The sequence below is a fragment of the Pseudomonas sp. Emmai genome, assembly GCF_055179735.1.
In genome coordinates this window covers 2819215-2833562 of sequence record NZ_CM143685.1, presented here as the reverse complement: position 1 = coordinate 2833562, position 14348 = coordinate 2819215, and the positions used below count along the sequence as shown (strand labels likewise).

10 protein-coding genes and 5 pseudogenes are annotated in these 14348 nt (G+C 53.3%); 3 read left to right on the top strand and 12 right to left on the bottom strand.

From position 1 onward, the window contains the following. Window positions 1-97: 97 nt before the first annotated feature. From ACY4LX_RS13020 to ACY4LX_RS12965, 12 genes and pseudogenes are all read right to left on the bottom strand, one after another. The gene (locus tag ACY4LX_RS13020) at window positions 98-517 is read right to left on the bottom strand and encodes a hypothetical protein (RefSeq protein ID WP_463260121.1); all 420 of its coding nucleotides are present in this window, start codon (window positions 515-517) and stop codon (window positions 98-100) included. A gap of 1 nt (window position 518) precedes the next feature. Further along, window positions 519-1670, bottom strand: coding sequence for a PAAR domain-containing protein (locus ACY4LX_RS13015; RefSeq protein WP_463260120.1), 1152 nt, complete (start codon window positions 1668-1670; stop codon window positions 519-521). Continuing rightward, window positions 1667-1930: pseudogene (locus tag ACY4LX_RS13010) on the bottom strand (DcrB-related protein); the annotation flags it as partial. The gene ACY4LX_RS13015 and the pseudogene ACY4LX_RS13010, both read right to left, overlap by 4 nt. A 24-nt stretch (window positions 1931-1954) precedes the next feature. Then, window positions 1955-2155: pseudogene (locus ACY4LX_RS13005) on the bottom strand (hypothetical protein); the annotation flags it as partial. A gap of 185 nt (window positions 2156-2340) precedes the next feature. Next, window positions 2341-2934 (bottom strand): SMI1/KNR4 family protein, encoded by a 594-nt coding sequence (locus ACY4LX_RS13000; RefSeq protein ID WP_463260119.1) that lies wholly within the window; start codon window positions 2932-2934, stop codon window positions 2341-2343. A gap of 11 nt (window positions 2935-2945) precedes the next feature. Next, a pseudogene (locus ACY4LX_RS12995) lies at window positions 2946-3170 on the bottom strand (hypothetical protein); the annotation flags it as partial. Window positions 3171-3323: 153 nt separating this feature from the next. Then, window positions 3324-3768, bottom strand: a pseudogene (locus ACY4LX_RS12990) (RHS repeat domain-containing protein); the annotation flags it as partial. 177 nt (window positions 3769-3945) lie between these two features. Next, the gene (locus ACY4LX_RS12985; RefSeq protein WP_463260118.1) at window positions 3946-4530 is read right to left on the bottom strand and encodes an imm11 family protein; all 585 of its coding nucleotides are present in this window, start codon (window positions 4528-4530) and stop codon (window positions 3946-3948) included. 10 nt (window positions 4531-4540) lie between these two features. Continuing rightward, entirely contained in the window at window positions 4541-8797 is a 4257-nt protein-coding gene (locus ACY4LX_RS12980) for an RHS repeat-associated core domain-containing protein (protein ID WP_463260117.1), read from the bottom strand. A gap of 5 nt (window positions 8798-8802) precedes the next feature. Beyond that, on the bottom strand, window positions 8803-9270 hold the full coding sequence (locus ACY4LX_RS12975) for a DcrB-related protein (RefSeq protein ID WP_463260116.1): 468 nt from the start codon (window positions 9268-9270) through the stop codon (window positions 8803-8805). Window positions 9271-9307: 37 nt separating this feature from the next. Beyond that, the gene (locus ACY4LX_RS12970) at window positions 9308-9889 is read right to left on the bottom strand and encodes a hypothetical protein (protein WP_463260115.1); all 582 of its coding nucleotides are present in this window, start codon (window positions 9887-9889) and stop codon (window positions 9308-9310) included. Between the two features lie 12 nt (window positions 9890-9901). Further along, window positions 9902-11755, bottom strand: a complete 1854-nt coding sequence (locus ACY4LX_RS12965) for a type VI secretion system Vgr family protein (protein ID WP_463260114.1) — start codon at window positions 11753-11755, stop codon at window positions 9902-9904. A 702-nt stretch (window positions 11756-12457) separates the two neighbouring features. On the opposite strand from ACY4LX_RS12965, the gene ACY4LX_RS12960 reads away from it, so the two are divergent. The 3 genes and pseudogenes from ACY4LX_RS12960 to ACY4LX_RS12950 all read left to right on the top strand — a co-directional run. Continuing rightward, on the top strand, window positions 12458-13867 hold the full coding sequence (locus ACY4LX_RS12960; RefSeq protein WP_463260113.1) for a DUF6861 domain-containing protein: 1410 nt from the start codon (window positions 12458-12460) through the stop codon (window positions 13865-13867). Window positions 13868-13875: 8 nt separating this feature from the next. After that, complete coding sequence (locus tag ACY4LX_RS12955; RefSeq protein WP_149658786.1) at window positions 13876-14139, top strand: hypothetical protein; 264 nt, start codon at window positions 13876-13878, stop codon at window positions 14137-14139. A gap of 5 nt (window positions 14140-14144) precedes the next feature. Then, window positions 14145-14329: pseudogene (locus ACY4LX_RS12950) on the top strand (DUF6861 domain-containing protein); the annotation flags it as partial. Window positions 14330-14348 lie beyond the last annotated feature (19 nt).

Genomic DNA, 14348 nt, shown 5'->3' with positions numbered 1-14348 from the left:
GGAGCGCCCCACCACCAGTGAAAACGGGCTTGGTCCGATGTCATTCAGGGGTGAAAACATGGAAGGTTTTGTCTTTAACAATCCGAACCAAAAAAAATCAACTTCCATCTAACACTTCAAGGGCCAATAAAGCTGCCTCCTTAATGTCTTCATTCGCTGAAGCCAGCGACAATGAAATCCCTCTGCGTAAAATATTATCCGAAAACGCTGCAGCAGTTTGAGTGGTCCAGTAGCGAACACTATCTGGAATAGTTTCATCTTCCAAAACTGTTTTGATAGCCAATACAACCTCATCGTGCGGACATCTATAAAAAAAATCTTCGACAACTTGATAAACCCCCCAGCCATTACCATCACCGAACGACCTTAAGAAAAACGGGATCGCTTTAATATCAGGGTATTGAATGAAATACTTTCTAACATTGTCATATTGATCGATTATTTCTTGAGTCAACGCAGAGTCTGCTGGCATTGGCTGATGCTTAGACAAAAAATTTATAGCTTCGTTAGTGTTCATATTATTGCCCTAAAGTCTTCCAAAGTTCTTTGTTTTGCTTTATTAATTCGCCAACCTGCCTATTAACTACTTGCCTGCTATAGCCAGCGTTTTTTAGGATGCCTCTAACGTCAGCTGCATCTCGTGCCAAATACTGCCTTTCCGTGAGCCCTTTCACTAAAGGTTTTTTATATGTCCAAGTCAGCTCGTGCAAATCTTTTCGAAGGTTGATTGTAATTCCCTTTCCATGCGTAGTTGGGCTTACAGCATTCTGAATGACATGGTGAGGAGTATGGGTCGCGTTCAATCCGCCTTTTATATTTCCTCCTCTTACTTGATTATATGTTCCCACGTACAGATCTTCACCGGCTTTAGCGAGATCGTTTCGTTTACTGATCGATACATTCGCAAGATTCGACCCCAACCCCTGAACCTTAACCTCATACCGCGCATCAAACCACTTCCCGCCTTTCGCCCCCAGCCCACCCCCAAGCAACGCGCCACCAAACGCCATGAGCTTCTGGCCATTTGAACCTTGACCAAAAAGTTCACCACCAGCCCAGTTCCCCGCCAACCCACCCGCGATCCCACCGACAAGGCCTGCGATTACGATTACCGGGCTTGCCAACACAAAAGCACTGGCCAAACCGACGATAAGAACTGCTCGTTCTAACCACTCAGGAACTTCTGGATCAATTGCATCCGTAGTCTCAGTCCCGCCGCCAATAAAAACGTTCCCAGAACCAGCGCTGATCTTGCCGTCACATACGGTTCTATCTCCAACACGCGCAGCAGGCTGGCCATTGATATAAACAGAGTCGCTACCCTGCGCCAGAATTTGAGGAGCGGGGCCATGCTGGTCACACACGGTGGTATCTACGTGAGCTCTAGCGGCGGCTTTACTATTGATAAAGACATTTCCAGAGCCCGTCTTGATTTGTCCTGCACCATGCCTGGCAAATGAGAGGCTACCGAACAATTGCCCTATTCCCGCACCGGTCGCGGCCCCGGCGCCGACCATCGCACACAGTGCGACTGCACCCAAGCCGCCTGTGCCGACAATGGCAATACCTACCAACACTGCACCAGCGCCAATCGCAAGCCCGGCTAACAGCCCACCTAACGCGCTCGAATGCTCAATCGGGTCGTCCAGGCGCGCCGCGGCTTCGCTCATGAAGGCAGAACCTCGTCGACGATCTCCTCCATGTCGACTTCAGGTGGGGAGCGCAACTCAAGCGTCTCAACCAATGCTTCAAACTGACGGCGCTCTTCGGAAGTCATGCCTTTCGGGTTGTTGCTGGTCCCCGTTATTTGCATGAGCAATGGCTGTTGATGCTCATCTTGATGCAGAAAAATCAATTGCAGCTGATGAGCTGGTTGCCCCTGTTGCCTCCAGCGAAATTCGACACGCCGCGCATCTACGCCCGCGACCTTTACAAGTGTGACCGGTTCGATCCTTTTGCCCGAGCAATCCTGGAAGCGTTCGACCTGCGCCTGGGTGTTCCACCACAGGTATTTGGACTTTTGGGTGGCGTCGATGAGGGTGTGCGGCAGGCCGTCATCGCTGTTGAGGTATTCGGTTTTGTTGCCCAACGCATCGACTTCGGCGATGAGGTTGCCCTTGGCGTCGTAGCGGGCATTCCAGGTGCGGCCGTGGGGCTAATCGGCAAGGATGTTGAGAGTGGCAGAAAAATACTCACCGCCACTCCCGAACTCGAATTATTAAAGAACAAAATGGCGTAGCACGCACTTATGGAAAAAACAGTCCAGTACACAATACTTTAGGCTACAAATTCACACTCCTCATACTGCAATCACCTTATAAAATCATCAATTCGCACTCACTATGAGTCAAACCGAATTAGATGGTTGTACGCCATCACTATCGCTTCATATTTAACAATCTTAACATCCGATAGAATTATCTCATTTCTCTTCTCAAGCTTCTCCTTCAGATCTGTTATTGAAAAACTTAATCCCAGCCCTTTTTTGATAGCCAGCATTTCTTGTGGAGTTGGTTTGCCGCTCGCACTAACCACTATATTAAACGTAGCCGACAGATCAGTTTCCTCGTCAGAAATATTATCAATCAGCTCGTCAATCGAATGAAATATCACGGCATCCTCTAAGAGTGGATCACCAGAATCGATCAGATAGAAAACATCTGAAATAGCTTTATCAATTAAAATAAGTCTGCCTCCAGAGTCATCGCCTATCAAAACCTGCTCTGGAAAATTGACGCCTATTTCATACGTTTGATTGCGTTCAAATATGTCATTTGTTGGGTACAACAAAACTTGATCATTAAGCAATGCACCGTCGTAGCGTGACCAAAATTTTACAATCCAGGCGTCTCTATCTACTCCGAGCGCTTGTATAATGTAAGCTAAGGATTTCGCTGATGCGGCGTGTTTTGTTTCTGTATATTTTATAGTCATTCAAACGCCCCCTAGCAAATCAAAATATTTGTATGACTTGCTTGCGACTTTTTAGCTGCATCAGAATTAACACCTGCATCAAGTAGTTCTTTGCATGCTGTTCCAAACTCCTCCTTGATAGTCCCATCAAATCCAGAAAGCCTACGCGTAGTTCGCTGAAGGGATGAGACAACAGCATGAGACTTACCCGAGGAATTTATCAGAAGAACAGCAGGTGCATTATTTCTCTTGTATCCAGTAACGTTTCTTTTTGCCCACTCATCTTGGATAAAGTGCTGCGACTGCACGAGTTTATCTTCCGAAATATTTTTTTGACCCGACGCTCTGTTAACGCCGGGTGACAAGTTACCGTGAGTATCAACATCACCAGCCTTATCGCCGCCCGGACGGTTGCAACTCCAGCCCCAAGGGTCAGTCCAGCCGATAGAGTTTGGAGCATATTGGTATAGGTTATCCCCACCCACCAGTCCAATCGGATCCTGCGTAATAAACCGCCCCAGCTCCGGATCGTAATGCCGAAAAAGTATTGTAGCGCAGCCCCGTTTTGTCGTCGAAGTACTGCCCCTGAAACCTCAGATTCTGCTCAACCTCGTTCACCGCCAGCGTTTCGATGGAACCCACGCCTTGTACGTCGCTTGCCAGACAATGCTTCCGTCAGCGTCAGTCATTTCCAGCGGCGTGCCGATCTGCTCGGTGTGGAAGCAGTAAAGCTTCAGCTCTTCCCTTTCGCTTTGATCAACACGGCCAGCGGCGCGTAACCGCCAGCTCATAGACATACAGAATGCTCTGCCCAGGCGCCTCTTCACGCAGCATGCGCAGGCCTTGCCACAGGAATTCTTATGGGAGGGTTTCCGATCAGACAATCCATAGCATCGCAGGCGAAATAGATGAGCCGGCCGTTGGCACTCTGGCTCACACCATCGGAAGTCAGCAAACTACTTGGCAGGCACTTGATATAATCAATTGTGAAATAACTTAAAAGATCAGAAAACACTGTAACTCAAAAGTCTTTTAGCAAATTTTTTGGATATTTAATCGAAGACCTTTTATCTTCGCAACACTCAAAAGCGCCTCAGAAACCAAAGGATCAATCCATATAACTTTATCAACAAAGAAAAAATCCAACTCCGCAACTTGCTGTTCTTCCACGCAAAGTTTTTTTATACCCCTAACCTTATAATCATCTGAGAGCTCGCCATTGGCAAGCCTCCCTAAAACCATAGACTTTCCGGAGTATTCAGAATTGAGATAATCAAAGCATGCCACCTTGCTATTAGCATGAATTAAAAAATATCTTTTCTCCGTAGTTTTTCCGCTGAAATACTTAGCATCCACGGGGAAAAACTCCGAGTCAAATTTACTCTCCGCTATCACGCTTTTCATTTGCTCTGAAACAAAAAATGCGCCACAAGTTGTAATAAAAAAATCGGATTTGATTTTTTTTACACGTTTATCCAAAACAAGGCTAACCTTAGTCTCAGGCACAAATATTTTTTTACCTACCTGATAGTAATCTGGAAGCGCGGGAAAGAACTGCACGTCACCGTCAATAAATCCACCAGATAATTCCTCATGTCGAAGAATATAGTATTGCATGTCACATCCCCTAACAAGTCGAGCGAGTACCTTTAGGTCTCGGGTCCGTATTTTGTAAGCGCAAATTATCAGCGCCTAAGCTCATTTTCATACTGCGTTCTACGGCACCAATTTTCTTAAGAATTTGGCTATCAGATGCTTGTGCCAGACTACCGATTTTTTGTTCAGCCATTAAAATCCGGTTACGCGCCGCGTCATAGTAAGATCCTAAATGCCCACCACTGTGAAGAGGTTTACCACTCGAAAGAGATTCCGCTGAGGTAGTTGGCAGTGCCGATCCGTTACTAGCGCCATTCGGATTATATATCCCCCTCTTAATCGCTTCTTGAATCAAATTGGATTTATTGATCACATTAGTAGGAATCAAATGGTGCGCTGCGTATCCACTAGGAACCGTGTTCCCCGCTCTAGCCATAGCACTTGCAAGTTGCTGGCTAGGCGACAAGCCATATGGGTCAATCCAACCAGTTGAATTAGACACGTAAGCGTAAAGGTTGTACCCACCCAACAACCCAATCGGATCCTGCGTAATAAATCGTCCAACCTCCGGATCGTAATACCGAAACGTATTGTAGTGCAGCCCCGTCTCGTCGTCGAAATACTGCCCCTGAAACCGCAGATTCTGTTCGACGTCGTTCACTTCCAGCTTTTCTACCGAGCCCCACGCCTTGTACGTCGCCTGCCAGACGATTTCGCCATCAACGTCGGTCATCTCCAACGGCGTACCGATCTGGTCGGTGTGGAAGTAGTAAAGCTTCTGCTCTTCCCCTTCGCTTTGATCAACGCGGGCCAACGGCGCATAGCTACCCGGCTCGTAAACGTAGAGGCTACTCTGCCCCGGCGTTTCCTCGCGCAACATGCGCAAGCCTTGCCACAGAAAATGCTTCTGCTCGGTGACCCCGTTGACCTCCGACACCTTGGCCACACGTCGTCCGAGACTGTCGTAGCGATAAGCCCCGGTACTTTCCAGCTTGCCGCCCACCAAGGTCTCAGCTTTAACCAACCGATTTTCACCGTCATAACTGAACGTCTGCAGCCGGTTCATGCCGCTACGCTTTTCAACCAGGTTACCCCACGCATCGTAGGTGTACTCCTGATCCCGCCACTGCTTGATCCGGTTGTCTTTGACGTGATCAAACTGACTGGTGTTGAAGTTCAATCGGTTCGCCGCCGCGTCGTAGCGGAACTCCTCGCTGTCCACCAACTTGCCGGTATCACGGCTGTGCAACTGGCCGTTGGCTTCGTACTCGTACTTGATCTCGCCGCGCAGTTTGTCGAGGGTGCGGATGAGTTCGCCGGCAGGATCGTATTGGTGACGGCGGTGAATCGGGTTGTAGGCGTGTTCCACCAGCAGCTCGGGTTGGATACCCGGGTTGTGCAGTTGCGACAGTTTCTCCGCCGACAGGGTTGAAGCGAATTGCCAGGCTTTACGGCCCATCGCGTCGTAGCCGAAACAACTGGTGAGTTTGCCCTGGGTACGCAACACCTCGCGGTGCAGGTCATCGCGCTCCATGTCGCTGATCAGTTGGCCGTCGAGGTTGAGTTGGTGCAGGTGGCCGCTGCCGTAATACAGGTGGTTCAGGTGTTGGCCAGTGGGCAGGGTCAGCGTGGTCAGGTTGCTCAGCGGATCGTAGTCGTAGGACAGAGCGCCTTGCGGCGTGGTCTCTTTGATCAGACGGCCCAGCAAGTCGTAGGAGAATTCGAGTGTTTCTTCGCTGACGCCGAGTTTCTTGCCGTTGGCGGTAGGCAGGCGCTCGATGCTGAGCAAGCGGTCTGCGTCGTCGTAGGTGTAGTCCTGGCGGGCATCGGCGTTGAGTTTGGCCAGTAGGCGGCCGATGGAATCGCGTTCGAATTCGGTCTGTCGTTGTGGTCGTTCGGCGCGTTCGCCGTAGCCGATTTCGTTGACTCGTGTCAGATGCCCGCCGAGGTTGTAGCTGAACTGGCGGGTCAGGTTATCGATGCGTTTTTCTTCGACCAGACGATCGGACGCGTCGTAGGCGAACTGGTACGCCGCGTTGTTTTCGTTGACTAGCGCGGTCAGGCGAATGGCCTGGTCGTACTCGTAACGGATGCGTTGGCCTTTGGCGTCCTGGCGGCTGCTCGGCAGGCCTCGAGCGGTGCGCAGCAGGCGCGTGGTCTGGCCTTTGCCGTCGGTGTGCGTCAGCACTTGGCCGAGGGCGTTGTAGGTGAAGGATTCGGCGCTGCCGTCCGGGTGCTGGATGCGCAGCACTTCGCCATCGGGTTTGCGTTCCAGGGTGGTGGTCTGGTTCAGGGCATCGGTGACGGCGATCAGGTGATGGCGTTCGTCGAAACGGTAGTGGGTGTTTTTACCCGAGCAATCCTGGAAACGTTCGACCTGGGCCAGGGTGTTCCACCACAGGTATTTTGACTTGTGCGTGGCGTCGATGATGGTGTGCGGCAGACCGTCGTCGCTGTTGAGGTATTCGGTTTTGTTGCCCAGCGCGTCGACTTCAGCGATGAGGTTGCCCTTGGCGTCGTAGCGGGCTTTCCAGGTGCTGCCGTCGGGATAATCGACCTGCGTGACCAGCGTGGTCAGGTGGTGATACTGGTACTTGATCTTGCGCCCGAGCGGATCGGTTTCTTCGACCAATCGCGCGTAGTCGTCGTACTTGAGCTTGATGGTATTGCCATCGGGCAGCGTCAGACCGGTCATGTTGCCGCTGTCGTCGATGTCGATGACGTAGTGCTCGCCACCGAAATCGCGACTGGCGATGACGCGATGATCGCCGTTGTAGTGAATTTCAGCTTCGCGCCCGAGCACATCGGCAACCCATGTGGTGCGGGCCGTCACGTCGTAGCGGAAATGGTAATGCTCGCCGTCGCTGGTCCAGTGTTCCACCACACGGGGCTGCTCACCGATGGTTTCCCAGCGGTAATTACACGTCAGACCCAGAGCGTTGCTGTGGCTGGCCATGACGCCGTCGGCGTAGCTGAAGCGTCGGACCGAATCGCTGTTGCGATTGATCACCTCGATGAGCTGGCCATTGTCGTCATAGCGATATTGCACCAGGGTTTCGACGGCCTGGTTGTCGACGATGCGTTTGACGTCGGTCAGGCGACCCAGCGGGTTGTCGTAGTGCAGGTGAACACGTACGCCGCCGGTGGCGCTGATGTCGGTGAGCGTGCCTTCGACCGTATGGGTGAAATGCAGGAAATGGCCGAGGGCGTTTTCGATGCGTTGCAGCGGTACGGGGGCGTTGTCGTCCGGTACTTCGCCGAAGTAGAAGAAGATGTTGTCGAGGGTTTGCAGCAGGTAGTGACCGCCTTCGGTGCAAACCAGATAGACCTGCTCGTGAGGATTGTAGATGCGGCCCCCCGGCGGCACGTCCACAAACGGCACACTGCGCCCCTGGTTGTCGGTCAGGTAAACGAAGTTGCCACTGCGACGCAGGCTTTGTTCCCAGGGCAATACCCAGCCCCGGCCGAGCACGCTGTCGACGGTCAGGTCGCTGGCATAGAAGCGTGACCATTCGATGGGCATCAGGCCCGGGAGGCTGAAGTCGGTTTCGTCAGGAATGACCTTGCGCCCAGTGGTGGCGTCAACAGGGTTGCCCATCAGACCACCGACCGCACGCTCGATGGCCGGCCCGATCACGTAACGGCTGGCCACCTCACCGGCGACGAAGCCGGCGGTGAATTTCAACACGCAGGGCATGATGGCTTTCATGCCGGCCTGCGTCCCTGCCTTGATCAATTGAGCGATACCGCCCGCCGCACCGGCGACTGCCATGAGGATATCGACTGTGGTTCGTAGCCAGCCGGGAATTTCGTCGTCTACCGGCAGATAGCGGTGTGTGCCACCGCCAATGTAAACATCGCCCGAGCCGCTGGAAATCTTTGCACCGCAGGTGATCTTGTCGCCCTTGCGAGCCGCCGCTGTGCCATTGATGAAGACGTTGGTCGAGCCCTCCGCGACTTGCACCGGACCGGGATGCTTGTCGCAGGCGCCAATGCTTTTTTCGACATGCGCGGCCTTGCGGCTATTGATGAATACGTTGTCCGATGCGGTGACGATGGTCCCGGAGGGCGATGAAAACATACTGCCGATCGCCTCCCCTGCGGCAGTCAGCAAGCTACCTCCGACGCCTGCCGCAAGACCCGCCAACAAAGCCACACCAAACCCACAGGTGAACGTCGCGATAGCAACCGTGGCGATCAGCGCAATACCGAGCGCGGCACCGATCAGAAACCCGCCCAGGGCACTGGTGTGAGCGATTTCATCGCCAAACCTTGCGGCTTCAAACATGGCCGTTACTCCTGTTCGCTGGAGTCGGTCTTGGTTGCGCCGGGCAGGCGAGGCTGGAAGCTGGCCAGCAGGTCCATCCAGTTCTGGTTTTGCTCGCTACTGAAATCGGCCTGGGCTGTGGTGGAGAAAATAATTGCGCGGCCGGGCTCAATCAGAAATGCCGCTTGGCGCTGATAGAACGGTCGACCATCGGTCATGTAATACGCATCGATCTGGATGCCGTCGATCGGCGCAGAGGTCGACAGCGCAACCGCCTTTTTGCCTAGCAGGGTGTAGCCGCGCAGCTTGGAGGCAAGCATTTTCACCTGACGATCAACGTAGGCTTTGAGCACCTCGGCGGGCAGCAGCATGTCCCGGGAGATGGTGATGCTCAACGGCGCAGGAACGCTCGCCCCCAGTACAAACATATTCACCGTGCGGTCCTGAAAACCTTGCGGCAACGCGATGCTGCCTTCCTGCAACTCGTAATCCATGTGATGTAAATTCCTGAAAATCGAAAAAAGTATGCGTTCAGCGCGCTGCGAGGCCTTCGAGCATGCTGTCAAAATCAACAAGCCAAAGACTGAGGACAGGCTTGGTCGGATCAATCACGCAAGAAATATTCAGCCACTGCACTTCGTCACTGCCGGCGACAGGAACAATGGCGCCTACGAGGCGTCCGTGGCGTTCGGCGTGACCGATCTTGAAATGGAAATCCAGAGACTTCGCGGCACTGCCCGCCACGCTGTACTCGCGCTGTCGGATGACGCGTAACTCCGGATAAATCGTGCGAAACATCTGCACGGAGGCGTCGAACAGCTTTTCCAGGTTCTGACCTTGCGCCACATCACGACGCTTGATCGTCAGGATGATCGGCTCGCCTTCGTGTTCGATGGTCGTCTGGATATCGCGGAAGTTGAAACCCGCTGGGAATTCCAGATTGAAACCGCCGAAATTGAAGCTGCTGGGCGTGCTTTTCAGGGCAACGACAGGCATGGGTTCCGGCTCGGGCTCTCGCTCAACGACCGGCGCATTTTGCTGCTCAAGGCGCGCGGCTTCCTCCAGGGCAATACGCTTGGCGGAAATGCGATCGTAAATGCTGGTTCTGGTCATAGACACGATTCTCTAGTCATTGACCCGAACCTCGGAGCCCGTGATTTGGGTGGTGCCAGTGCTGGTCGTGACAATCGTCTTGCCTTTGATCTCGATGCCATCCGGCGTGAGGGTGATGCTGCTGTCCCCCACCTGAAGAATGATGTGCTGCTTGGCATTGACCTGAATGAACTGGTTGTCGACCTGAATCGTCAACGAGCCTTCCTGAACATTCATCACCGTGTCTTTCTTGATCGTTTCGGTGTGCGTGCCGCCGACCGTGATCGTGCGATTGCTGCCGACGCTGTGGATCTCGTCGACCTCGATCTCGGTGTCCATGTTGCGCTCGGCATGCACGATGACCTGCTCGGCCCCCGCCTTGTCTTCAAAGCGGAAAAAGTTCGCCGTACCGCCATCGCCCTTCATCGACCGCGTCAAAAACCCACTCTGCGTCTTGTTCGCCGGCAGTGACCACGGCGGTGTGTTCTGGCTGTTATAGAGGCTGCCCATGATCAACGGACGATCAGGGTTGCCGTCCAGAAAGACCACGACGACTTCATCGCCGACCCGGGGAATGAGGATGCTGCCGAAGCCGCCGCTGGCTCCGGATTGGGCTACGCGGACCCAGCACGAACTCTTGTCGTTGTGCTCGCCTTTGCGGTCCCAGTGGAATTGCACTTTCACGCGGCCGAGTTCGTCGGTGAAGATTTCCTCGCCCGGCGGGCCGACAACGATGGCGGTTTGCGGACCGGAAATGGTCGGGCGCGGTGTGGTCAGTTGGGGGCGGAACACGATCTTTTTGCGCACGCAGGAGAAGGTGTTGTAGTAACTCGCCGGGTACCCGTTGAGGTAGTTGTTGTGGCCTTCGCTTTCGACGCTCATCAGCAGAAACTGGCGATCGTCGGCCGAGCCTTGATCGTGGTCGTAATGCTGCAGCAGTTCGAAGGTGTAGCCGGGTTTCATCGCGCGGCAGTTACTCGCGCCTTGAAAGCTTTTGCCTTTCAGCTCCAGCGCTTCAACGCGCAACCGGACCAGCGCCTCACCTTCGTCGTACGTGCCGTGGGTGTACTGGCCGGGGAAATCGTAGATCTCGAAATCTTCGACATCGCCCTGCTTGTTCAGGCTCTTCATGGTGACCGGCAGGCGATTGGTTGGCTGGCGGTAATCGAAGGTCTGGACCGCGATCTTTCCGGACTGCAATTGGCGATTGCCGCTCCATTGGGTAATGGAGTCGGCAGTCTCGGTGACCGAAGCGGTGTGATAGCGAATCTGTGGCTGCTCAGGCAACGGCACCAGCGTGGTGGAGTCGTCGCAGATGATCATGACGTGGCCTTCGGCAGTGTGCTCGAAGTAGTAGAACATCCCCTCTTCTTCCAGCAGGCGCTGGACGAAGTTGAAATCGGTTTCGCGGTATTGGGTGATGTAGGTGTACTTTTTGAGCGGCTTGCTCAGGCGGAATTCATGCCGGGAAAACGCGGTGCATAAGGCGAACACCTGAGTCACTACGTCTTCGACGGTGCAGCCCTGGAAGATGCGGGTGTCGAAACGGTTTTTCAGCATCGAGAACCAGGGGTTCAGCGTCGCGGTGTAGCGGGCCATGCCGCCGTCACTGCCGATACTGGCGAAGCGTGTCAGGTAACCCGACAGATACCGTGGGCCCGCCTCGGCCAGCTCGATCTCCAGCACCACGTGCTGGCCCATCATCGACTTGAGCTCAACCTCCGAATCCTGGCACACCAGCAGCAATTCGAAGTTATAGGCACGTGACAGACCTTCAGTTCCCTTGAAGGACTCAAGCAATAATTGCTGGTCGGGATTGGCAAGGTTCGTGAATTTGAACAGGCGCCGATTCTGCGGCGAAAGCATCGCGGCAAGGTCCATCAACATGTGTATCTCCTTGAAAGCAGTGGAGAACGCTACCGTCCTCGCCAGCCACTGCGCATAACGAATCTGACAAGAGGGTCAAAACCCGATTGCAACATCATGGATCAGGGAAACAACCCGCCGCCTTGTGAGATGGCAGACCTAAATACCCGAAACTTTGTATGAAACTGCCTACAAGCTTTTACCCGTCATACTTTTGAGACCGTAGAAGATTTCTGAAAACGGGATTCAAAGTCTGGTACTGCGACCGTGGCGCAGTGCGAAAGTGCCACTAACCACGCAAAATTGAGAGAACGGTCACAGTCTGAGCAGCATAACGGCGCTTCGAAAGCAGCAAAGGAAACACCTTCGCCCTGCACCGTGTCAACCCGGAACCGGCCTTGCACAGCGATCTCCAGACGCGAACTCGTCCATCAGGAAAGTTTGAAAAATATTTATGAGCCCATTCAGCACCGTAGAAACGCCGATATATCAACGAGGAACGAGAATTAGGTGCTATTAAAAAGCGACTAGTGCCTCATTGACATCATTGCCGGGTGTAACGTGAATAATAAAAATGGGATCCACATTGAATTTTATTACCCGTAGTGCGGTCTAGACTGCGGCTAATGGCCAGTATTGCGGCTCACGCATAAGAGTCGAATATCCGACACTTAAAACGTAGCGACAGGGAAGCTTCTTCCACCCAAGGGCAGTGATGTGTAAATGGATCTTTTAGCGAATGTGCCCAGCTGGGCCGACGTCGAACGAAATCTCGATCAGAAATTCAGCGAGCTGAACCAGGGCGTCAATGAGGGCTTGCAGAGCGCTCACGACAACTGGAACGGCTTTACCCGGCGCGTCAGTAACGGTCCGAGTCAAGTCTATGGCTACATGGGCGGGCACCGGATCGATGCGGTGGGTCGTGCCATGACGCTCTCCTACCCGATCATCCAGATGGACCTCAAGCGCAAGTGGGCCTCGATCGAAATCGAGCAGATCCTCCCTGTGCTGCTGCAGCTGGTCAAAGAAGTCTCAATGATTCTGGGCGGTAGCGTTGCGGTCGGCACCATCGCCGGGGGCGCAGCGGGTGCCTTCGCATTTGGCGTCGGGGCTGGCCCTGGAGCCATAGTGGGCGGGGGAATTGGTTTACAAGTCGGTAACCTGATTCTTATGGGCCTGGGTTTGTCTGCCATCGCCGAATATTTTTACCAAGGCCTACCCGCCTGCCTATCAACATTGCAAGAAGGCATCGCCACAGCCTGGCATTCGGAAGAAGGCGTCAAACCTGCTGGCCTGGACCCTACTGGTGGTTCTGCCGCATTGGTGCAGGAACGTATCGAACGAGCGGCGCGACAACTGGCTCGCGGGAAAGAGCAATTGGTATTGCTGCTGCTCACTGCCATCGTCACCTACCTGACACGCGGCCAGGTGAAAGCCGGTGTCGTGGGCAGCATGGAAAGCATCGCGACGCGCAGCGCGAAGCTTCAGGCCGAGATATCGAACAAGCAATTGGCTGGGTGGCTCGCCAGGAATGAGCAGAAGTTGCTGGCGGAGCCGGCGTTAAGGGTGAATGAGCCGGTGCGGTTGACGAGACAGGAGCCCCCTCCGGCGCGCGAACGTTCTGACAGGCGGCCGGTAGACATTAATCCTCCTATGTTCAAACCTGGCTTCACTGCGGGTGATATTCTCGCAATACCAAAAGGCTCGAGGCCGGATCCGACGACATATCTAAATCCCGATTATATCGCTCAGCACCTTGCACAATTTCAGAAAGGCGCTTCACGTCTGATGCCAAAATCTAACTTTGAAAAATATGGAATAGCTCAAAAAGATGGTACTTCATTCATCATGGCCAACCATGAAGTAGACGAAATTTTGGCTAAGGCCGCTGGCGACAAAGGAGCCATGGAAAAGGCACTCGGTCTTCCAGAAGGCTTTTTGGAGAGAGAGACACTTGTGCGTATTGATATTCCTTCTCCTGACAAACTAGGGCTGCGCATCCCATCTGGCAATGAAGCGGGCGCCAACCAGTTTTGGCTTCCGGGCGGAAAATTGCCAGATGGTAACCTTGAAGCAGTAATTGACGCCGGGAAGATCTCCTCGGAGCTATTTAAGACAACTCCTTTAAAGTAGAGAACACGATGAAATTTCAAGACATTTATGTAAATCGCGAGGAACTTTTTTCGATAGGAATCGAGGAAACCTCCGGGAGGTTCTACGTTTCATTTCCAGTTAGCAACGGCATGGTTGACTATGAGGAATATTACGAAATAGATCGCGCAAGCTTCGAACTTTTTCAAAAAGACATTGATGCCGCAGTGGAATTCGTTATGAAATGCCGTCGTAGAGAACTGGACGAGTTGCTAATTGAGAAGCCTGGAACTAACAGAGGCTCGGCTATCTAAGACAACCCGGAGTTGTCCCCGGGGCCGGTATCGGCTGCAAGTCGGAAATCTGATTCTCATGGACCTGGGCTTGTCCGCCATTGCCAATTACCAAGGGCTACTCGCCTGCCTGTCTACATTTCAGGAAGACATGGCCACAGCCTGGCACTCGGAGGAAGGAATCAAACTTTCTGGCCTGAAGGGCCAGGGTAAAAGGAAGGCTTTAAGCT